16 protein-coding genes and 1 riboswitch are annotated in these 21,317 nt (G+C 67.4%); of the genes, 8 read left to right on the forward strand and 8 right to left on the reverse strand.

Annotation, left to right across the window (positions count from 1 at the left end):
* Positions 1 to 43: 43 nt before the first annotated feature.
* Both ppc and AB839_RS03975 read right to left on the reverse strand, forming a co-directional pair.
* A complete protein-coding gene (gene ppc, locus AB839_RS03970) occupies positions 44 to 2,755 on the reverse strand; it encodes a phosphoenolpyruvate carboxylase (RefSeq protein WP_061478375.1) in 2,712 nt (903 codons plus the stop codon).
* Positions 2,756 to 2,992: 237 nt separating this feature from the next.
* Positions 2,993 to 5,509: a prolyl oligopeptidase family serine peptidase gene (locus AB839_RS03975; RefSeq protein WP_061478376.1), complete on the reverse strand. Its 2,517-nt coding sequence runs from the start codon at positions 5,507 to 5,509 to the stop codon at positions 2,993 to 2,995.
* 120 nt (positions 5,510 to 5,629) lie between these two features.
* Positions 5,630 to 5,713, forward strand: a riboswitch (S-adenosyl-L-homocysteine riboswitch).
* A gap of 36 nt (positions 5,714 to 5,749) precedes the next feature.
* Between AB839_RS03975 and ahcY the strand changes: the two genes are divergently transcribed.
* The 5 genes from ahcY (at position 5,750) to AB839_RS04000 (ending at position 10,723) form a co-directional block, all read left to right on the forward strand.
* Entirely contained in the window at positions 5,750 to 7,195 is a 1,446-nt protein-coding gene (ahcY, locus tag AB839_RS03980; RefSeq protein ID WP_061478377.1) for an adenosylhomocysteinase, read from the forward strand.
* 292 nt (positions 7,196 to 7,487) lie between these two features.
* On the forward strand, positions 7,488 to 8,243 hold the full coding sequence (locus tag AB839_RS03985) for a hypothetical protein (RefSeq protein WP_229298511.1): 756 nt from the start codon (positions 7,488 to 7,490) through the stop codon (positions 8,241 to 8,243).
* Positions 8,244 to 8,292: 49 nt separating this feature from the next.
* On the forward strand, positions 8,293 to 9,654 hold the full coding sequence (locus tag AB839_RS03990; RefSeq protein WP_241776744.1) for a peptidoglycan-binding domain-containing protein: 1,362 nt from the start codon (positions 8,293 to 8,295) through the stop codon (positions 9,652 to 9,654).
* 110 nt (positions 9,655 to 9,764) lie between these two features.
* Complete coding sequence (gene ybaK / locus AB839_RS03995) at positions 9,765 to 10,238, forward strand: Cys-tRNA(Pro) deacylase (protein ID WP_061478380.1); 474 nt, start codon at positions 9,765 to 9,767, stop codon at positions 10,236 to 10,238.
* Positions 10,238 to 10,723 (forward strand): hypothetical protein, encoded by a 486-nt coding sequence (locus AB839_RS04000; RefSeq protein WP_061478381.1) that lies wholly within the window; start codon positions 10,238 to 10,240, stop codon positions 10,721 to 10,723. Before ybaK ends, AB839_RS04000 begins: the two co-directional genes overlap by 1 nt.
* Before the next feature lie 75 nt (positions 10,724 to 10,798).
* On the opposite strand, the gene AB839_RS04005 is transcribed toward AB839_RS04000, so the two are convergent.
* Complete coding sequence (locus tag AB839_RS04005) at positions 10,799 to 11,356, reverse strand: DUF3228 family protein (protein WP_005415306.1); 558 nt, start codon at positions 11,354 to 11,356, stop codon at positions 10,799 to 10,801.
* A 136-nt stretch (positions 11,357 to 11,492) separates the two neighbouring features.
* Here AB839_RS04005 and AB839_RS04010 point away from each other — a divergent pair, with 136 nt between their 5' ends.
* Positions 11,493 to 13,001 (forward strand): amidohydrolase family protein, encoded by a 1,509-nt coding sequence (locus tag AB839_RS04010; RefSeq protein ID WP_061478382.1) that lies wholly within the window; start codon positions 11,493 to 11,495, stop codon positions 12,999 to 13,001.
* A 6-nt stretch (positions 13,002 to 13,007) separates the two neighbouring features.
* Here the strand turns inward: AB839_RS04010 and AB839_RS04015 are convergent, their stop codons facing one another.
* Genes AB839_RS04015 through AB839_RS04025 form a run of 3 tightly spaced genes read right to left on the reverse strand, consistent with a single transcriptional unit; the run spans position 13,008 to position 15,748 of the window.
* Positions 13,008 to 13,739 (reverse strand): LytTR family DNA-binding domain-containing protein, encoded by a 732-nt coding sequence (locus tag AB839_RS04015; protein WP_061478383.1) that lies wholly within the window; start codon positions 13,737 to 13,739, stop codon positions 13,008 to 13,010.
* Positions 13,736 to 14,785 (reverse strand): histidine kinase, encoded by a 1,050-nt coding sequence (locus AB839_RS04020; RefSeq protein ID WP_061478384.1) that lies wholly within the window; start codon positions 14,783 to 14,785, stop codon positions 13,736 to 13,738. Before AB839_RS04020 ends, AB839_RS04015 begins: the two co-directional genes overlap by 4 nt.
* Positions 14,786 to 14,821: 36 nt before the next feature.
* On the reverse strand, positions 14,822 to 15,748 hold the full coding sequence (locus tag AB839_RS04025) for an alpha/beta hydrolase (RefSeq protein ID WP_061478385.1): 927 nt from the start codon (positions 15,746 to 15,748) through the stop codon (positions 14,822 to 14,824).
* A 203-nt stretch (positions 15,749 to 15,951) separates the two neighbouring features.
* On the opposite strand from AB839_RS04025, the gene metF reads away from it, so the two are divergent.
* On the forward strand, positions 15,952 to 16,779 hold the full coding sequence (gene metF, locus AB839_RS04030) for a methylenetetrahydrofolate reductase [NAD(P)H] (protein ID WP_005415304.1): 828 nt from the start codon (positions 15,952 to 15,954) through the stop codon (positions 16,777 to 16,779).
* 40 nt (positions 16,780 to 16,819) lie between these two features.
* A complete protein-coding gene (locus AB839_RS04035; RefSeq protein WP_061478386.1) occupies positions 16,820 to 17,404 on the forward strand; it encodes a DUF4124 domain-containing protein in 585 nt (194 codons plus the stop codon).
* A gap of 103 nt (positions 17,405 to 17,507) precedes the next feature.
* Here AB839_RS04035 and AB839_RS04040 read toward each other — a convergent pair whose 3' ends face one another.
* Both AB839_RS04040 and secA read right to left on the reverse strand, forming a co-directional pair.
* The gene (locus AB839_RS04040) at positions 17,508 to 18,461 is read right to left on the reverse strand and encodes a Nudix family hydrolase (protein ID WP_061478387.1); all 954 of its coding nucleotides are present in this window, start codon (positions 18,459 to 18,461) and stop codon (positions 17,508 to 17,510) included.
* 101 nt (positions 18,462 to 18,562) lie between these two features.
* A complete protein-coding gene (gene secA / locus AB839_RS04045; RefSeq protein WP_061478388.1) occupies positions 18,563 to 21,295 on the reverse strand; it encodes a preprotein translocase subunit SecA in 2,733 nt (910 codons plus the stop codon).
* Between the last annotated feature and the right edge of the window lie 22 nt (positions 21,296 to 21,317).

The following is a 21,317-nucleotide window of genomic DNA, read 5'->3' on the forward strand; positions in this document are numbered from 1 at the left end:
CCACCGAGGCAGGTAGCGCCGGGCCATGCCCGGCGGATACGCATCACCCGGTGTTCTGCACACCCTGCGAAACGCCGTTCACGCACGCCACCAGGGCGCGCAGCAGATCGTCATCCTCGCGCCCGCTGGCCCGCCAGCGCTGCAGCAGATCCACCTGCAGCACGCTGATCGGATCGACGTAGGGATTGCGCAGGCGGATCGACAGCGCCAGCCGCGCGTCGTGGTCCAGCAGCGTCTTCTGGTCCATCAACGCCAGCAGCCAGCGCCGCGTGAGCTCCAGTTCGCGCTGCACCTGCGGGAAGAAGCGCCCGTGCAGTTCACCCGACAACAGCGAGAACTGCTCGGCGATGGTGATATCGCCCTTGGACAGCACCATCGCGATGTCATCCAGGAAGGTACGGAAGAACGGCCAGTCCCGCGCCATATCGCGCAGGGTCTGTTCGTGGCCGGCATCGACCGCGGCCTGCAGGCCACTGCCCACGCCGTACCAGCCGGGAATCACCGCACGCGCTTGGCTCCAGGCGAACACCCAGGGAATCGCACGCAGGTTGCCCAGCGCTGCGTCCTGGCCGAGCCGGCGCGACGGCCGCGAACCCAGCGTCATCCGCTCGATCACGTCGATCGGCGTGGCGGTACGGAAGTAATCCATGAAACCGGGCTGGCCGACGAACGCGCGATACACCTCGCTGCTGGCCGCAGCCACCGCATCCATCACCGGCCGCCAGTCATCCTCGCGCGGCTCGGCGGCACGCGGGCGCAGGCTGGCGCGCAGCACTGCGCCGGTGGCCTGTTCCAGCGAGCGCAGGGCCAGCGCGCGGATGCCGTACTTGCGATGGATCACCTCGCCCTGCTCGGTCACCCGCAGGCGGCCATCGATGCTGCCGCGTGGCGACGCATCCACGGCGTGGGTGGTCTTGCCACCACCACGGCTGATCGAGCCGCCCCGGCCATGGAAGAAGGTCAGGCGGATGCCGGCCTCGGCCGCCACCTCCAGCAGTTCCACCTGCGCGCGCTGCAGGCCCCAACGCGAAGCAGCAATGCCACCATCCTTGCTGCTGTCCGAATAGCCCAGCATGACCATCTGAACATCATCGCGTGCACGCAGGTGCGCGCGGTACACCGGGTCGGCCAGCAGGTCACGCAGGGTCGCCGTACCGCGCTTGAGGTCATCCACCGTCTCGAACAGCGGCGCGATATCCAGCGGTACTAACCCGTTCTCTTCCACCAGGCCGCCACGGCGTGCCAGCGCCAGCACCGCCAGCACGTCGCTGCGGTCGTGTGCCATCGAGATGATGTAGCTGCCCAGTGCATCCCCGCCATGCCGCGCACGGGCATCGGCCAATGCAGCGAACACGGCGTCGAGCCGCCGGTTGCCTTCGTCGTCGCCTTCCGGCAACGGCACCTCACCGCTGGCATGCGGTGCCAGCAGGCGCGCGCGGCCCAATGCATCCAGGCCCTCCCACGCCGGGTCGCCGCCCAGCACCGCCGCCAGCGCGCGCGCATGCACGCTCGATTCCTGGCGCACGTCCAACCGCGCCAGATGGAAGCCGAACGTCTTCACCCGCCACAGCAGGCGTTGTACGGCGAAGCCACCGGCATGCTCGCCGCGGTTCGCGCGCAGGCTGTCGAGGATCAGCTGCAGGTCGTCGATCAGTTCATCCGGGCCGGCGTAAGCGCCCTCGCCGTCTTCCAGCGTGGCCTGCAGGCGTGCGCGCATGCGGTCATTGAGCAGGCGGTACGGCATGTCGGCATGACGCGGGCGCGACTGCACCTGCGGCAGCAGCTGCTGGTACTGCGCCACGCGTGCCTGCAGCGAATCACTCACACCCACCCGCTCGGTAGACTGGCTGAGCAGGCTGGCCAACTGCAGCAGTTCCTTCTGGTAGCGCCCCAGCACTGCCTGCCGCTGCGCATCCAGCGTGTTGCGGATGGTGGTGGCATCCACATTCGGATTGCCATCCATGTCGCCGCCTACCCACGTGCCGAAACGCAGCAGGCGCGGCAACGGCAGTTCTTCACCGTAGGTATCGCGCAGCGCCTGCTGCAGCGATTCGTACAGCACCGGAATCACCCGGTACAACACCTGCACCAGATAGAAGCCGACATGTTCGCGCTCGTCATCCACGGTGGGCCGCACCGGCGAGGAGTCGGTGGTCTGCCACGAGGCCGTCAGCGCCATGCGGAAGCGCGCGGCGTCGGCCGCGGCCTCACCTGGCGTGCGCTGGCCGTCGAGGTTGTCGACCAGGCTGGCCACCATCAGCTGCTCTTTTTCCAGCAGCGCGCGGCGCACCGCTTCGGTCGGGTGCGCGGTAAACACCGGTTCGATATCGATGCGCGGCAGCCACTGCGCCAGTTCGTCCAGGCCCACGCCCTGCGCCTTCAGGTGCTGCAGCGCGTCCTGCAGCCCATCGGGCTGCGCACCTGCGGTACCGGCGCGCTGATAGTCACGGCGACGGCGGATGCGATGCACGCGCTCGGCGATGTTGACCACCTGGAAGTACGTGCTGAAGGCCCGCACCATGGTCTCGGCCTGCTGCGGCGTGCGCCCGGCCAGCCCTTCGGCCAGCTCCGACAGTGGTGCCTGGTTCTCGCGGCGGGCGATGGCGCGGGTGCGCACGTCCTCGACCTCGTCGAGGAAAGCCGCTGATACCTGCTCGACCAGCAGGTCACCGACCAGTGCGCCGAGCCGGCGCACGTCATCGCGAAGCGGAAGATCGGGAGAAGCAAACTCGATGCTGCTGCGGTACTCGTTCATCGGCGACGCACAGGCCTCGGTCAACGGATCCAGGTCCCAAGCCTAAACCAGATTGCGCACGATGCTGCGACGCAAAAATGGTTTCATCTGCACGTATCCATGACGGACGCAGCCGAGCATGGGCTCGGCTCTACAAGCGTCGTGGCGCGTGACACCGTGTAGCGCCCGAGCCCATGCTCGGGCGGCGGCGCAGCCGCACAGGCGGCCCCTGTTGCAGGGGCCGCCCTCATGCAGGTATCAGCGCTTCTTCTTCGCCTTGCCCTGCTCGGCCGGGCCGATGGTCTGCTCCAGCCAGCGCTCGCTCTCGGCCAGCATGGTCATGATCGATTCGCGTGCGCGGTAGGCATGCGATTCGTTCGGCAGCATCACCAGCCGCGCAGTACCACCCAGGCCCTTCACCGCGGCGAACATGCGCTCGCTCTGGATCGGGAAGGTGCCGGAGTTGTTGTCGTCCACGCCGTGGATGAACAGGATCGGATCCTTGATCCTGTCGGCGTAATTGAACGGCGCCATCTTCTGGTAGACGTCCTGCGCCTGCCAGTAGTTGCGCTCCTCGGCCTGGAAACCGAACGGGGTGAGCGTGCGGTTGTAGGCACCGCTGCGCGCGATGCCGGCCTTGAACAGGCGGGTGTGCGCCAGCAGGTTGGCGGTCATGAATGCACCGTAGGAGTGGCCACCGATGGCGATGTGCTCGCGATCGGTCACGCCACGGCGCACCACCTCATCCACCGCTGCCTGCGCGTTGGCCACCAGCTGTTCGATATAGGTGTCGTTCGGCTCCTTGTCGCCCTCGCCAATGATCGGCATCGACGGGCTGGCCAGCACCACATAGCCCTTGGCCAGGAACGCCTGCGGGCCCCAGTAGCTGACCGCATTGAAGCGATACGGCGAATCGGTCACCTGGCTGGCCGCAGCCGCGCTCTTGAACTCACCCGGGTAGGCCCACATCAGCAGCGGCCGCGGGCCGTCCCGCTTCGGGTCGTAACCCGGCGGCAGCAGCAGGGTCGCGGTCAGGTCGATGCCATCCTTGCGCTTGTAGCGGATCTGCTCCTTCTGCACGCCCTTGAGCTGTGGGAGCGGATGGGCGAAATGGGTCAGCGCGCGCGGTGCGGCACCGGCATCGGCCAGCGGCTGCACGTAGAAGTTGGCCGGTTCGTCCGGGCTCTCGCGGCTCAGCAGCAGCGAATTGCCCTGGTTGTCCAGCAATGCCACCGGCAGCGAATAGCTCGGCGCCTGCGAATGGAACAGGCGCGTCGCCTTGCCCGTGGCGATGTCGAAGCGGTCCACGAACGGGCGGTCGCCCTCCGGCGATGCACCGGCACCGGCCAGGTACAGGCTGCTGCCATCGGCGGTGGTCTGCAGCAGCGAGCGCCCGCGGTCGTCGCTGGACAACAGCGGACGGCCCGGATCGGAATAGCGGTCCTGCGCGTCACGATCCCACAGCAGGCGCGGCTCGGCACCGGCGTTATCCGGGGCGATCAGCCAAGTCCTGGTCTTGCGCGTCTTCCACCACGACTCGGTCAGCAGGGCCAGGTCGCCACGGCCCCAGTTGATACCCACCAGACGGCTGCCGAGCTGGGCCAGGGTCACCGGCGGCTTGTCGAACGGCGCGGCCTGCATCAGCACCGCATCGCGCACCTTGGCCTCCCGGTTCGGATCACCACCGTCCTGCGCTTCGGCCCAGACCAGGGTGGCATCGGCATCACCGCGCCAGCTGATGTCGCGCACGCCGGTCACTTCGGCGTCGTTGCCGGTCGGCAGGCCTTCCACCAGCGGGCGCACCGCCACGGTATGCACCAGCTTGCCGGTGGCACGGTCGATCACTTCAATGCGGCGCGGAAAACTGCTTACCGGCACCACGTAGGAGTACGGACGCTGCACCGGCTGGCGCAGCACGAAGCGGCCGTCAGGCGACACCGAGAAGCCCATGAAGATGCCGGCCGCACCGATCGCGCGGGTACTGCCATCCAGGCCGACTTCCATCGGCTGGGTAGTAGCGTAGTAATCGAACTGGCGAGCGTCGGCTTCGTTCTTCAGCAGGTCCTGGTAGGTGCGGATCGACACCACGCCGCCGCCCTGGCGGGTCTGCTGCACGGCAGGGCCGGTCGGGACGCCGTCGGCGGCCGGGGCTGGCCCCAGGTTGGCCGGGCGGGTGAACACCACCAGCCCGCGGCTGTCCGGCAGCCACTGGTAGCCGCTGCCGATCACCGTGTTCAGGCCGGCAACCAGGCGACGGGCACTGCCACCGGCCACATCCACCAGCCACAGTTCATTGGCGCCACTGGCGGCATCGACCTGGTTGAACGCCAGCCACTTCTGGTCCGGCGACCACATCACACTGGCGATCGACAGCGTGGCCGGCAGGCCACTGATCTGCCGCTCCTTGCCGTCGGCAACGTTCATCAGCCACAGCTTCTCGCCGAAGCTGAAGCGGCTGTCGGAGAACGTGCGCGGGTTGATGCGCAGGCCGGCCAGCTTCAGTTCCGGCTGCGCCACCACCTGGATCGACGGCAGCGACGGCATCTGCATCATCGCGGCCACGTCGCGGCGCGGCGACAGGAACAGCGACGGCGCGCGCGGGGCGTCGACCACCGCCTGCAGTGCGGCCGATGGCAGTTCGTAGCCATTGACGCCCTGCGCCTGCGCGGCAACGGGCTGCGAGGCGGCCGCCCAGGCCAGCGGGGCCACCGCCAGCAGCCCCATCGACAGGACCAGGCCGGTCCAGCGCCGTGTGCGGCGCGCGTGCATGCTCATCGTTCCACCTGTGTGATGCGTGAAAACACCGACCTTAACAGGCCGTGCACGTGGCCCCATCTGCCGATGGTTGGGTCATGCCGATGTCACGCTGGGGCCGCGATATAATGGGGGTTCTCCCCTGCCGAGGGGCGCTGCGACCGGATCCCACGAGGCCTGGCCAGGCTCGGTAAGGTGGCTTTGTAACAACGGCGCCCGGCTAGATGCGAGCATCCGCTCGCCCACAACCGGAGCACACGAATGAACGCTGTTGCCAAGACCTTCTCCACCGAAGGTGATTACAAGATCCGCGATATCACGCTGGCCGACTGGGGCCGCAAGGAACTGGACATCGCCGAGCACGAAATGCCGGGCCTGATGTCGATCCGCCGCAAGTACCAGGCCGAACTGCCGCTGAAGGGCGTGCGCGTGACCGGCTCGCTGCACATGACCATCCAGACCGCGGTGCTGATCGAGACCCTGAAGGACATCGGCGCCGATGTGCGCTGGGCCTCGTGCAACATCTTCTCGACCCAGGACCACGCGGCTGCCGCCATCGCCGCCACCGGCACCCCGGTGTTCGCCTGGAAGGGCGAGACCCTGGAAGAGTACTGGGACTGCACCCTGGACGCGCTGACCTTCACCCTGGCCGACGGCACCCTGACCGGCCCGGAACTGGTGGTCGACGACGGCGGTGACGTGACCCTGCTGATCCACAAGGGCTACGAACTGGAAAACGGCAGCGACTGGGTCAACACCCCCTCTGCCTCGCACGAAGAACAGGTCATCAAGAACCTGCTCAAGCGCGTGGCCAAGGAGCGCCCGGGTTACTGGGGCCGCGTGGTCAAGGACTGGAAGGGCGTCTCCGAAGAGACCACCACCGGCGTGCACCGCCTGTACCAGCTGGCCCAGGCCGGCACCCTGCTGATCCCGGCGATCAACGTCAACGACTCGGTCACCAAGAGCAAGTTCGACAACCTGTACGGCTGCCGCGAGTCGCTGGCCGACGGCCTGAAGCGCGCGATGGACGTGATGCTGGCCGGCAAGGTGGCCGTGGTCTGCGGCTACGGCGACGTCGGCAAGGGCTGCGCGGCCTCGCTGCGTGCCTACGGCGCGCGCGTGATCGTCACCGAGATCGACCCGATCTGCGCGCTGCAGGCGGCGATGGAAGGCTATGAAGTCAACACCATCGAGTCGACCCTGGGCCGTGCCGACCTGTATGTCACCACCACCGGCAACCGCGACATCATCCGCATCGAACACCTGAGCGCGATGAAGGACCAGGCCATCGTCTGCAACATCGGCCACTTCGACAACGAGATCCAGGTCGACGCACTGGTGTCCTACCCGGGCATCAAGCATGTCAACATCAAGCCGCAGGTGGACAAGTACATCTTCCCGAACGGCAACGCGATCTTCCTGCTGGCCGAAGGCCGCCTGGTGAACCTGGGCTGCGCCACCGGCCACCCGAGCTTCGTGATGTCCAACAGCTTCGCCAACCAGACTTTGGCCCAGATCGACCTGTGGGCGAACAAGGACAGCTACGAGAAGAAGGTCTACCTGCTGCCGAAGAAGCTGGACGAAGAAGTGGCCCGCCTGCACCTGGAAAAGATCGGCGTGAAGCTGACCACCCTGACCCAAGAGCAGGCCGACTACATCGGCGTGCCGGTGGAAGGCCCGTTCAAGCCGGACCACTACCGCTACTGATGCCTGCGCGGTGCCGGCCAGCGGCCGGCACTACCGGCGCATGCGGGGTCGGATCCCTTTCCGCATGAAAGGGCTCTGACCCCGGCAACGGATGCAGACAGGACGGGCGCCTTCGGGCGCCCGTTCTGCGTTGCGGCACCCGGCAACCGATCCGCGCACCCTGTCACGGAGCACTAAGAAGTCGCTTGCTAGGCTTTACGCCCGCGTGGGCTGCCAACGGCAGGCCATGCGCCGGGACGCAGACACCAAAGGACAGGACATGCCGCGCAACCGTGAACGACTGAACCGGGCCATGAAGCCCCTGATGCCCCTGTGCTGGGTGGCCCTGCTGGCCGCCTGCACCCCACCTGCCGGCGAAGCCGGCGCTACGGCTCCGGCTGCGGCCAGCGGACAGGCCAGCCCCGCAGGCAAGGCCGCCGACGCGCCCGCCACGGTCGCCGACACGAGCGCTGGCTGCGCCGATGCAGCGTCGCCGGCACAGACCCTGGTCTGCAAGGACCCGACCCTGACCGGCCTGGATGCGGACGTGGGCAAGGCGGTCACTGCCGCACAGGCCACACTCGATGCAGCAGGGCAGAGCAAGCTGCACGCCGAACAGCAGCGCTGGCAGGAGCACACCCGCGACCTGTGCACCGATGCGCAGTGCCTGCAGCAGGTGTACGCCGATCGCCTCAAGGTGCTGTCCGCTACGCGTGACGGCCTGGTCGACCAGGATGCATGCGAAGCCCCTGACGGCCAGCAGCAATGCGTGGACCTGCTGGTGCTGCGCGATCCCAACAGCCAGCTGGCGAACTTCAACACGCTGCTGGGTGAGAACGGCCAGGAAGGCCGCCTGCTGGGCTGCACGGCCGCCACGAACATGGGCGGCGGCCCCAACGCCCTGCTCGCAGCCAACTGCACCCAGGAGACCTCCGCCGGCAGGCGCAACGTGCAGCTGTGCAGCAACCAGATGGTTGGCCAGTTCGCCCTCGAACCGGCGCCGGCTGCTTACGGCACCCAGGCCATCCGCCAGCTCCTCGGCTTCACCCAGCAGCACTGCGCCGGCTGACAATCGCCGGGCACGCCCGGCGCTTTACCCTCATTGAAGGACGATGACCATGGCAACGGATTCCACCCTTACGCGCGAACAGCTGTCCACGCTGTTCCTCAACACCGAGCTGGGCGGCAACACCCGCCACCTGGACCACTTCTCATACGCACAGAAAGGCGCAAGCACCTATTCGTTCGGGCTGGTGCAGTTCGATGTCGGCGGCAATCCGCAGGCCAGGCGCTTCCTGCGCGACAACGGCTTCACCGATGGCGACATCGCACTGTTGTCCCAGCAGGGCGGATTAAGCACCCAGCAGCTGGCGGCGCTCGACGCCAAGTTGCAGGCCATTCCGCAGGCCAGGATGGACGAGCTCACCAACGCCAAGCTGGACAGCGCCATCGAGCGTGTCGATCAGGCCATCGCCAAGGTGCGTGCAACCAATCCGGCCGCGGCCGATGCCATCGCCGCCAACCCGGAGTTGCAGTTGGCCATGGCGGACTATGACAACCAGTTCGGCAGCATGGGCCCGCAGTTCATCAGCTATCTGGCCGGCAATGCGGAAAAGCTGCAGGGCGGCACCGTCCAGGCCGGCAATCCGCCGACGCGCGGCGACGTGCAGAACTTCGTCGATGCCACCAAATACGGCATCCAGTCGCAGGCCGCCGTAGCCAGCCGCGATGAGCGCTTCGACCGGGCCATGGTCCAGATCGGCATCACCCCCACCCATGCTCCCTCGCACGGGTCACCTGTCACGCCTGCGGGCAACGGCGTGCTGGTCAGCGGCAGCAAGGGCGATGAGGTGCAGGCCATGCAGCAAAAGCTGTCCGACCTGGGCTACCTGGGCAAGGACGGCAAGCCGCTGGTGGCCGATGGCGATTTCGGCCCCGGCACCGTGGAAGCGGTCAAGCAGTTCCAGCGTGACCACCAGCTCACCGTTGACGGCAAGGCCGGCGGCGCAACCCTGGGGGCGCTGGAGGCGGCCACCCAGCAGCATGCACAGGCGGCCGAGCAGGAGCGCACGGCGGCCGAGCCGACCATGGCCACCCCGGGCCACGCCGACCACCCCCGCTACCAGCAGGTCGTGGAAAAGCTGGAGGCACTGGAAGAACAGCGTCGCCAGGGCGGCCTGTCGCCGCTGTTCAATGACCGCAGCCAGCTCGAGAACGCCGCAGGCCAGGTGGCTTACGAGTCAAAGTTGGCCGGCATGAGCCAGGTCGATACCGTGCTGGCGCGGCCGGACAACCAGGGCGTGTTCGCGGTGCAGGGCCAGCTCGGCGATCCCGCCATGCACCGCACCTACGTCGACCTGTCGCAGGCGGTGAACCAGAACCTGCAGGACAGCACGCGGCAGAGCCAGGCGCTGGACAACGAGCTGTCACAGCGGCAGACCCAGGAACAGATACAGACGCAGCAATCGATGTCGCGCTGATGCTGGATGCAGCCGATCGCAGCCGGGACGGGCGCCCTTGGGCGCCCGTTCTGCATTGAGGCGCGAGTCTCGGTCAAGGCAACGCCCCTGTCCCGCGCTAGGATGCGCCCATGACTCCGGCCATCAACCTGCTCAAGCGCGAGAAGATCGCCCACACCGTGCGCAGCTATGTGCACGACGCCCACGCCGAATCGTATGGCGGCGAAGCCGTCGACAAGCTCGGCCTCGACCCGGCCCAGGTCTTCAAGACCCTGCTGGCCAGCACTGAAGCACATGAACTGCTGGTGGCGATCGTGCCGGTGGCCGGCCACCTGGACCTGAAAGCGCTGGCCGAAGCGGCCGGCTGCAAGAAGTGCGAGATGGCCGCCGCCGACGCCGCGCAGCGTGCGACCGGCTACCTGGTCGGCGGCATCAGCCCGCTGGGGCAGAAGAAGCGCCTGCGCACGTTCCTGGATGCCAGCGCGCAGGTGTTGCCCACGCTGCACGTCAGCGCCGGCCGCCGTGGCATGGAAGTGGAACTGGCGCCGGCCGACCTGCTGCGCCTGACCGCCGGCCACTACGCTGCCATCGGCAAGGCACGCTGATGCGCTGGCCGTGGTCTGCGGCGCCGCCGCCCAGGCTGGAAGACGCGCAGGCCGATGTGCTGCTGCAGGACCTGCTGTCGCGCGACGCGACGCGCATCACCGACGCCGCCCGCATCGTCGCACGACTGTTCAGTGCACCGTCGCTGGACGCATTGGCCGCGCATGTGGACCTGATTGAACGTAGCTGCCACAGCATCACCCTCGGCGGCATGCTGATCAGCAACCAGGCGCATCTGGAGGCGGCCCTGAAACGGCTGCGTCACTGGCAGGCGCACGCAGGCTGCCTGTGCGCGCTCAATCCCGGCTACCCGTTCTTCGATCCGCGCCGCTTGATCGAACAAGGGCAGATGCAGCTGCTCGCGTTGCAGGAGGCCGAGGATGGTTGGGGCGATTGCCACAACGTTGCCTGCATGCACTGCGGCCAGCATTGGCAGGCCATCGACCGCGAGTACCACTACCCGTGGTGGGAATGGAAAGCTGCCTGAAGGCCAGGCAGCCAAGCATGGCGTGGCTCTACTGCGGTCCGTACACTCACGCGATGCGTGGATGACCAATATCGCTCACGGCCGCCAGTTCGCGTTGCTCTCCCAGAACTCGACAGAACGCCGGTAGGCCTCGCGGTCCAACGGCACGCCGGAACCGCCCTCTTCCACGCCCAGCGCATTGCGCATCATCGTGATCGGCGCCATCGGCACCTCTGCCGGCTCGGCAGTATAGATACAGCCGACGATGCCCCAGTCGGCCTCGATCGGCGAGCCTTCCTTCGCCAGCTGCTCGGCGCTGTACAGGATCACCACCAGATAGTTCGCACGCGGCGACTCCACGCCCTCGAACCAGCGCACCAGCACCGGCAGTTCGTCGCGATTGCGTGCCTCGTAACCACTGCGCAGCAGATGGCGGTTGGCCTCGGTGATCGGCACGGTCAGGCAGCGCGTGCTGGTCCAGTTCTCGTAGACGAACAGTTTGCAGAACGGCGCATAGCCGTCCAGTACCTTCATCGGCGCGTGCGCGTTGAGGTGCGCTTCGAACTGTTCGGCAGTGCAGTCCTGGATCGTGTTGCCACGCGGTACGCGCGGGAACAGGCGGGGACGGGCGAAATCGGTGAGAACGATGGACATGGCGCGGCGTGATCAGGGAATCCGCTGCACAGAGTACCTGCCCACGCCGCATGGAGGGCGGGATGCCGATGGTCACTGGCATAGGCAACCGTGTTGGCGCACCCTGCAGGCGACCCCATGCAAGGATTGCCGGTTCATGGATGCACTACCCCGCTCCGCCCGTCGTCGCCGCTGGCCGCGCGTGCTGGCCGTGCTCCTGCTGGTCCCCCCCCTGTTGTTCACCGCCGCCCTGCTCTGGCCGCTGTCTGCACCACCGCTGCCCCACCCCGGCAACAGTCACGTGATCGTCAACGCACGCGTGGTGGACATCGCCCGCGGCCAGGCCAGCGAACCCACCACGGTGACCGTGCGCAACGGCACCATCACCGCCATCGGTGAAGACCCGCCGGAGACCACGTTGCCGGTTCTCGATGCGGGCGGACGCTGGCTGCTGCCCGGTTTCTGGGACATGCACACCCATGCACTGCAGCTGTCACCGCAACTGCAGTTTCCGTTGATGCTGGCCAACGGCATTACCGGTACCCGCGACATGATGGACTGCCCACAGGCCACCGATCCGCTGATCGCCTGCGTGGCCGACAAGCGCCGCTGGACCGCACAGGCCATTGCCGGGCAGCAGGTTGCACCGCGCTTCGTACAGATCGCCAGCTTCTATTTTGAAGACCCGGCGCTGACGCCAGATGCAGCGGCCGCACGTGCACACGCGTACCGCGCACGCGGCGTCGATGCGTTCAAGGTCTACAACCGCCTTCGCGCCGAGACCTACCAGCGGCTGGCCAGCGAAGCGCGGCAGCTGCATCTGCCCCTGGTCGGACACCTGCCCAGGGCGGTCCCGCTGGAAGCCGCATTGCACGCGGGCCAGCGCAGCTTCGAGCACGGCCATCTGTTCGTGCGCCATTGCTTCGACAACGCGGCGGCGTGGCGCGGTGGCACGCTCGACAGCGAGGATCCAACCGCGCTGGCCGAACGCATGGTCGGCGGCTACCAGCCCGCGTTCTGCAACGAGGCGTTCGGTGTGATGCAGGCCAGCGGTGCCGCGTTCGTACCAACCCATGTCACCCGCGAAGAGGATGCACGCGCGCGCGATCCGGCGTTCGTCGACGACCCGCGCCTGGCCTATCTGGATCCGCTCTCGCGCTGGGCATGGCGTGATGACCTGCAGGCCACCGTGGCGCGCTACCCCGGCCTGCGCGGCGAAGACGCACTGAAGGCCTACTTCGAGCACGGGCTGGCGCTGACCGGCACCGCGCATCGTGCGGGCGTCACCGTGCTGGTCGGCACCGATACCGGGCTGGGCGGCTTCCGCTACCACGATGAACTGCAGTGGCTGCGGCAGGCCGGCTTGAGCCAGGCCGACGTGCTGCGCGCAGCCACGCTGCAGGCCGCGCGCCATCTGGACCTGCAGGCATTGCATGGCAGCGTCGAGGTCGGCAAGGTGGCCGATCTGGTGCTGCTCGATGGCAATCCGCTGCACGAAACCGCCAGTACCCGCCGCGTGCACGCGGTGCTGCTTGCCGGCCATCTCTACGACCGCCCGCGGCTGGATGCGCTGCTGGCCTATGCGCGCAAGCAGGCACGTTCGCCCGCCGTGATGGCGCGGTTGTTGTGGGGCTTCCTCACCAGCCCCGTCAGTGCCGAGCTGTAGCGGCAGCTACAACGCCATCCGCTCGCGCAGTTCACGCGCCTGCCGGCGCGACACCTCCACCTCGCTGCCGTCATCCAGCGCCAGGTCATAACCATCAGCGATGCTGGGCGTCACGCCGCGGATGCGGCGCAGGTTGACCAGCGTGTTGCGGTTGGCACGGAAGAACAGATCCTGTGGCAGGCGTGCCTCCAGCGCGCTCAGGCTGCGGGTCAGCAGGGCGTTCTGGTCGCGGAACCACAGCCGGGTGTAGTTGCCATCCACCACCAGCCGGCGGATCTCGGACACCGCTACGAACCAGCAGCGTTCGCCCTCGCGCACGAACACCTGGTCCTGCGCGCCCAGCGTGCCGCGCGACTCCGGCGTTTCGGCCGCCACCACTTCGCGCTGGCGCGCCCGCTGCAACGCCTCCAGCAACCGCGGCGCTTCCACCGGCTTCACCAGGTAGTCCAGCGCATTGGCCTGGAACGCGCGCACCGCGTAGGTGTCGTAGGCAGTAACGAAGACCACGGCCGGCACCACCTCCAGGCTGTCCAGCACGTCGAAACCGCTGCCGGAGGGCATCTGCACATCCAGCAGCACCAGGTCCGGGGCCAGCGTGGCGATCGCCTCGCGCGCGGCCGGCACATCGTCGGCCTCGCCCACGCACTGCACCCACGGCAGCGCCGACAACAGCGTGCGCAGCTCCTGGCGCGCCAGCCGTGCGTCATCAACGATCAACACACGCAGCACGCCACTCATTGCGGAATCTCCAGCAGGGCCTGCATGCGGTCGCCGACCGGCTGCAGGGTGAAACGACCTTGCGTACCGAGCTGCGCACGCAGGTAGGCCAGGCCGACGCCATGCCCGTGGGTGGGCTCGCTGACGCTGGCCAACGGATTGTCCACCTGCAGGCGCAGCACGTCACTGTCCAGCGTGGCATGGATCTGCACCTCGCCGCCGCCCGGGCGACTGGCGATACCGTGCTTGATCGCGTTCTCCACCAGCAGCTGCAACGCCATCGCCGGCAGCTGCGCCTGCATGGCATCGGCATCGATCTGCTGCCGCACCTGCAGGCGCTGTTCAAAATGGACCGCCTCGATGGCCAGGTAGTCGTCGACCACCGCCAGCTCCTCGGCCAGCGTGACCTGCTCGCTGCGGTTGTGCGCCAGCGCCTGGCGCAGCGTGCGCGACAAGCGGGTGACCATGTCGCGGGCCCGTTCCGGGTCTTCCAGGATCAGCGCACGCAGGTTGTTCAGCGCATTGAACATGAAGTGCGGGTTGAGCCGCGCACGCAGCGCATCGCGCTCCAGGGCGCTGCGTTCGGCCTCGGCGCGCAGGCGGGCCAGCTCACTGTGGCGTGCCCGCCGCAGGCCGTGCAGGCCCGCCCACAAGCCGGTCCACATCAGCAGGAACAACGCGGTGTTCATCCAGTACACCAGCAGCGAAGACCACTGGTAATCCGCATGGCCGCCAGGCAGCTGCACCCAGCCCAGCGCCAGTGCTGGCAGCAGCAGCGCCGCCGTTACCGCCTGAGCGACGCTGGCCCCGAGCGCCACACCGGCGGCCAGCTTCAGCACCAGGCTGGCCAGGCTCGTATCCCACCAGCGCTGGCGCAGTGCAATCGAACGCAGTGCGCCGCTGCACAACCAGAGTGAGAGCGCGACGCTGACGGTGATCAACACGATGCCACTGAACACCGCACCGCCGCCGATCCGCATGCCGGCCCACAGCCCGTACATCGCATAGCCAGCCCATGCCAGTGCGTTGAGCGTCCAGAAGCGGCGGGATGACGTGGTGGCGTCCATGCGGGCTCTCGGCGATGGCAGGAGGGCGGACAACGGTCAGGGATGCGCGGCGAGGAAACGCTGCACCTGTTCCTGCAACCAGCGCGGATCATCCCACATCAGGAAGTGGAAACCCTGCGCGCTCATCGCGATCTGCACACCCTGCAGTTTCGCGTACTGCGCCTGGAACACCGCGCGCGTGCTGTCCTCGGTGCCGCCCATCGGCTGGTAGCCGGCCCAGCTGCCCAGCACCAGCGTCGGTGCGGTGATCGAGGCGATGCTGTCACGCAGGTCGGTGGTCATCACCGCATGCATGGCATCGGCCGTGGTCTGGCGGTCGCTGGCTTCGCCCCAGCGGCCCAGCTCGGCCTGCCGCTGCGGATCGCGGGTCATCCCCGGCAGGCCGGCCTTCAGCTGCGCCTGCCATTGCGCAGCGTCGGCGGCCAGCATGCCCTTGCGCAGCTGGTCGGCCATCGGCCGCACGCTGTCAGCGGTAGCCTTCGGGTCACGCGCGGCCGGCAGGAACGGCAGTGCGTCAACCACCACCAGCGCGCTGACCGCCTTCGGCTCGGTCTGCGCCATCTGCAGGCCCAGCAGTCCACCGAGGCTGTGGCCAACCACCACCACCGGCCCCAGGTGCTGGTCATGCAGGTAGGCCAGCAGCTGCCCGCGCATCGCCGGCAGGAACACGGCCGGGCGCGGATCGGCCGCAAGCGCACCGGCAAAGCCCGGCAGCTGCACCAGATGACACTGCACAGCTTTCAGGGCCAGGCAGGTCTCGCGCCAGACCCCGGCGCTGCTGTTCAGGCCGGGGATCATCAGCAGCGGGCGACCTTTGCCGACCACCTCGACCTGCACCTTACCCGCCGCCGGGGCGCTGGCGGCGTGCGCCGAGCCGGAACCGAGCACGGCCATCGCCATGCCGATCATCGCCAGCCGGGCCAAGGCCTTCATTGCATACCAGAGTGCCAGGAATATCTTCATCATTTGCTCCTTCGTCGGGTGGGTGTTGCCGGGATGGGAACAGCGTGGCGCCGACCACGGCACCCGGGTTGCGATTTCGGAGCAGCGGCCGATCGCCGGGGCGAACGGTCGCAGGCGACGGACGGTGCACACCCGTACGAATTGACAACATCCATCTTGATTGAGCGATATACTGATCCGCACCCGCCGCTGCCGCCCGTACCATGACCGCCATCAGCTTCGAGTTCTATCCGCCCAAGACCGACGAACAGCGCAGCCAGCTGGATCGTGCCGCAGCCAAGCTGAAGGACTACGGCCCCGAGTACGTGTCCTGTACCTTCGGCGCTGGTGGCTCGACCCTGAGCTATACCTCCGAGACCGTGCGCCATCTCAACCAGCACCATGGCTTCGAGGCGGCGCCGCATCTGTCCTGCGTCGGCGGCACCCGCCAGGAGATCCGCGAACTGCTCAAGCTGTACCGCGCCATCGGCTGCCATCGCCTGGTCGCGCTGCGCGGCGACCTGCCCTCCGGCATGGGGTTTCCCGGCGACATGCGCTACGCCGCCGAGCTGATCGAGTTCATCCGCGCCGAACACGGCGATGCGTTCCGCATCGAAGTGGGCGCCTACCCTGAGACCCATCCACAGGCCTCCGATGCACTGGCCGACCTCAAGCACTTCAAGGCCAAGATCGATGCCGGCGCCGACGCGGCGATCACCCAGTATTTCTACAACCCGGATGCGTACTTCCACTTCGTCGATGCCGTGCGCCGGCTCGGCGTGCAGGTACCGATCACGCCAGGCATCATGCCGATCGCCAACTTCAGCCAACTGCGCCGTTTCTCCGAGCAGTGCGGTGCGGAAATCCCGCGCTGGATCAGCCGCAAGATGCAGGCCTATGGCGATGACGCCGAATCGGTGCGGGCGTTCGGTACCGAAGTCGTCGCCAGGCTGTGCCAGCGCCTGGTCGAGGGCGGCGCGCCGGGCCTGCACTTCTACACCCTGAACCTGGCCAAGCCGACCACGTCGGTGCTGAAGCTGCTGCACGGCTGAAAGCACGCCATGCCACCACGATCGGCGCTACCCTGCGTCGATGAACCGGCTTTCTTTCCTGCTGTTGCTGCTGTCATTGTGCTCGGCGTCGAGCGTGGTCCATGCGCAGTCCCCACGCTTGAACCGCTGCACCGATGCGCAGGGCCAGAGCGTGTATACCGACCGGCCCTGCGACAGTGTCGGCGCCCGATCGCGATTGCCACCGCCCGCGCCCACCGGCAGCACCCTGTCGCGCGACACCCTGGGGGCGCGCTGCCCACGTCGCCTGAGCGAGCTGGTGGACGCACTGCGCGTCGGCATCCTCAGCAACGATGTGAACCGGTTGTCGTCGCTATACCTGTGGGGCGCAGTCTCCGATGCCGGTGCGCAGCGCATCCTCGGTCAACTGGAATCGCTGGCGCGGCGGCCACTGGTAGACGTGGTACCGGTGTATCCCTCGCAGGCGCTGCCGCAATCGCAGGATGAGGGCCAGAGCCCTGCTGCGCAGGGATCCGACTCTGTGGCCTCTGTGGCGCGGCATCCGATCGGCCTGCGCCTGGAACAGACCTTGCCCGGCAGCGTGTCGCGCGCTTCGACGGTGCTGGGGTTACGGCGGCAGTACGGGTGTTTCTGGATCACGTTGTGATCGGGAGGGTCAGAGCCCTTTCCAGCGGAAAGGGCTCCGGCCCCGGATTGCCGCGATGGGGGTCAGAGCCCTGCTGCGCAGGGATCGGACCCCGCATGCCGGCTCACGCCGGCCACAGCCCACGAATCGCAGCGATACCCTGCCCACCATGGCGACGGGCTTCGGCGATATGGCCGGCGGCCATCCCACCCAACGCGTAGATCGGCAGCGACACCTGCGCGCGCAGCGCGGCGAAGGCCTCCCAGCCCAGCGGCACCGCATCGGGATGGCTGGCCGTGGCCTGCACCGGGCCGAGCACCGCGAAGTCGCAGCCCAACTGCTGTGCGGCCTGCAGCTGCTGCAGGTCATGGCAGGACGCGGCCACCAGCTGGCCTTCGGGCAGCGGACGCTGCGACAGCTCCAGCAGCTGTTCGCTGCCCAGATGCACGCCCACGCCCAGTGCACGTGCCAGCGCCACATCGCGGTTGAGCAGCCACTGCACGCCGCGACGATGCGCGCGCACGGCCTGTTCGATCATCGCCTGCCGTTGCGGGTGTTCCGGTGGCAGGCGCAGCTGGATGCGCTGCTGGCCCGCCGCGACCGCGCGCTGCAGGCAGTCATGCCAGTGCTGCACGCCGCTGGCATCGTCAGCCGGCGCCGGCGTGATCAGGTAGCGGTCCGGTTGGCGCAGTGCGGCTACCACCGGCAGGTCGGCCGGCGGCATCGAATAGCGGCCCAGCTTGTCCTGCGCCACCCAGGTGATCGCCTGGCCTTCGCGGCCACGCGGGGTGCCCTTCCAGCTGCGCACATGGCGCACCTCCAGGGTCAGATACTTGTCCGGATAGCGCTGCGGCACGTCCATCAGCCACTCGCCGACATCGGCCTCGATGCCCAGTTCCTCGCGCAGCTCGCGCACCAGCGCCTGTTCGGAGGTCTCGCCGGATTCGCGCTTGCCGCCGGGGAACTCCCACAGGCCGGCCATGTCGCGGTTCTCGGTACGGCGGTTGAGCAGCACGCGGCCACGGGCGTCGGTGATGACGGCGGCCACGACGTGGATCGATCGGGTGGGGGAAGGCATGGAGGAAGCATGCCCAGAACAGGGCGGCCGGCGCAATCACGGATCCGGTGCAGCTCCCCCGCAACAAACGAAAAGCCCCGCTTTCGCGGGGCTCTTCGGGATCAGCTCAGCTGGCCGTGGCAGTGCTTGTACTTCTTGCCACTGCCGCACGGGCACGGATCATTGCGGCCGATCTTCGGCTCGTCGCGCTGCAGCGTGGCCACCCCCTGCTGGGCAGCCTGCACCTGCGCGGCTTCCTCGTCGGCACTGTAGCCGCCCGCATCCTGGTGCTGGAACTGCGACTGGCTCAGGCGAGCCTGCGCCTGCTGGCGCTCGGCGGCCTCCAGGGCCTGCACTTCCTCGTCGCTGCGGATACGCACGCGGGCCAGCAGGGTCACCACTTCGCGCTTGACGTTCTCCAGCATGTCCGAGAACAGCTCGAAGGCTTCCTTCTTGTATTCCTGCTTGGGCTGCTTCTGCGCGTAACCACGCAGGTAGATGCCCTGGCGCAGGTAATCCATGCGCGCCAGGTGCTCCTTCCAGCTCTGGTCCAGCACGGTCAGCATCACGTGCTTCTCCAGCGCGCGCATGGTCTCTTCGCCCAGGCTGGCTTCCTTCTCGGCGAAGTGCTGGTTGACGCGCTCCTGGACCTTGCTGGCGATGGCCTCGGCGTCCAGCTCCTCGTGTTCCTTGACCAGGTCGGTCAGCGACATCTGCAGGCCGAAGTCCGACTCGAGGGTCGCTTCCAGGCCACGCAGGTCCCACTGCTCGTCGATCGAGTTCGGCGGCACGAAGCGCGCAACGATGTCGAAGATCACGTCGTCACGGATGCCGTCGACGTTGTCCTTCACCGATTCGGCGTCCAGCAGCTCGTCGCGCTGGGCGTAGATCACCTTGCGCTGATCGTTGTTGACGTCGTCGAAGTCCAGCAGGTTCTTGCGGATGTCGAAGTTGTGGGCCTCGACCTTGCGCTGCGCCTTTTCGATCTGGCGGCTGACCAGGCGGTCCTCGATGACGTCGTCTTCCTTCATGCCCATCATGCGCATGGCCTTCTGCACCCAGTCGGAGGCGAAGATGCGCATCAGGTTGTCTTCCAGCGACAGGTAGAAACGGGACGAACCCGGGTCACCCTGGCGGCCCGAACGGCCGCGCAGCTGGTTGTCGATACGACGCGACTCGTGGCGCTCGGTGCCGACGATATGCAGGCCGCCAGCGGCCTTCACTGCATCGTGGCGCTTCTGCCATTCGGCCTTGACCGCCGCCTTCTGCTCGTCGGTTGCGTCCTCGCCCAGAGCGTGGATCTCGGCTTCCAGCGAGCCGCCCAGCACGATGTCGGTACCACGGCCGGCCATGTTGGTGGCGATGGTCACCGCGCCCGGACGGCCGGCGTTGGCGACGATGGTGGCTTCGCGGTCATGCTGCTTGGCGTTGAGCACTTCGTGCTTCACGCCGGCCTTGCTCAGGTGCTCGGACAGCATTTCCGAGGTTTCGATCGAGGTGGTACCCACCAGCACCGGCTGGCCGCGCTTGGCGCACTCTTCGATGTCGGCCAGCACCGCATTGAACTTGCCCTTGCGGTTGAGGAACACCTGGTCCGGGCTGTCCTTGCGGATGGTCGGGCGGTTGGTCGGGATCACCACCACTTCCAGGCCATAGATGCTCTGGAACTCGAACGCTTCGGTATCGGCCGTACCGGTCATGCCGGACAGCTTCTTGTACATGCGGAACAGGTTCTGGAAGGTGATGCTCGCCAGCGTCTGGTTCTCGCGCTGCACCGGCACGCCTTCCTTCGCTTCCACCGCCTGGTGCAGGCCATCGGACCAGCGGCGGCCGGCCAGGGTACGGCCGGTGAACTCGTCGACGATGACCACTTCGCCGTCGCGCACGATGTAGTCAACGTCGCGCTGGTAGATCGCGTGCGCGCGCAGGGCGGCGTTGAGGTGGTGCACCACGGTCAGGTTCTGCGCCGCGTACAGGCCTTCGGTTTCGCCATCGAGGATGCCGGCCTCGACCAGCAGCTGCTCGGCGTGCTCCATGCCCGCTTCGGACAGGTGCACCTGCTTGCCCTTCTCGTCGACCCAGAAATCGCCTTCGCCGTCTTCCGCTTCCTGCTTGACCAGGTGCGGCACGACACGGTTGACGCGGATGTACAGCTCCGGGGAATCATCGGCCGGACCGGAGATGATCAGCGGGGTGCGCGCTTCGTCGATCAGGATGGAGTCGACTTCGTCGACGATGGCGTAGTGCAGGCCGCGCTGGTAGCGGTCGGCCTTGGACAGCGCCATGTTGTCGCGCAGGTAGTCGAAGCCGAATTCGTTGTTGGTGCCGTAGGTGATGTCCGCAGCGTATGCTTCGCGCTTGTCGCTGTGCGGCATGCCCGGGTACACCACGCCCACGCTCAGGCCCAGCCAGTTGTACAGCTTGCCCATCTGCGCGGCGTCGCGGCGGGCCAGGTAGTCGTTCACGGTGACCACGTGCACGCCCTTGCCTTCCAGCGCGTTGAGGTACACCGGCAGGGTCGCCACCAGGGTCTTGCCTTCACCGGTGCGCATTTCTGCGATCTTGCCCAGGTGAAGCACCATGCCGCCGATCAGCTGCACATCGTAATGGCGCATGCCCAGCACGCGGCGGCCGGCTTCGCGGCACACCGCGAACGCTTCCGGCAGCACCTTGTCCAGGGCTTCACCGCCAGCGATGCGCTGCTTGAACTCCGGCGTCTTGGCCTGAAGCTGCTCGTCGGACAGCTTCTCGATCTCCGGCTCCAGCGCATTGATCTTGGCGACGATGCGGTTGAGCTGGCGCAGCTGTCGTTCGTTACGACTGCCAAATACGCGGGTAAGCAGGCTGTTGATCATTGAAGGAACCGGGTTGGATGGA

Source organism: Stenotrophomonas sp. DDT-1 (assembly GCF_001580555.1).
Classification (GTDB): Bacteria; Pseudomonadota; Gammaproteobacteria; order Xanthomonadales; family Xanthomonadaceae; genus Stenotrophomonas; species Stenotrophomonas sepilia.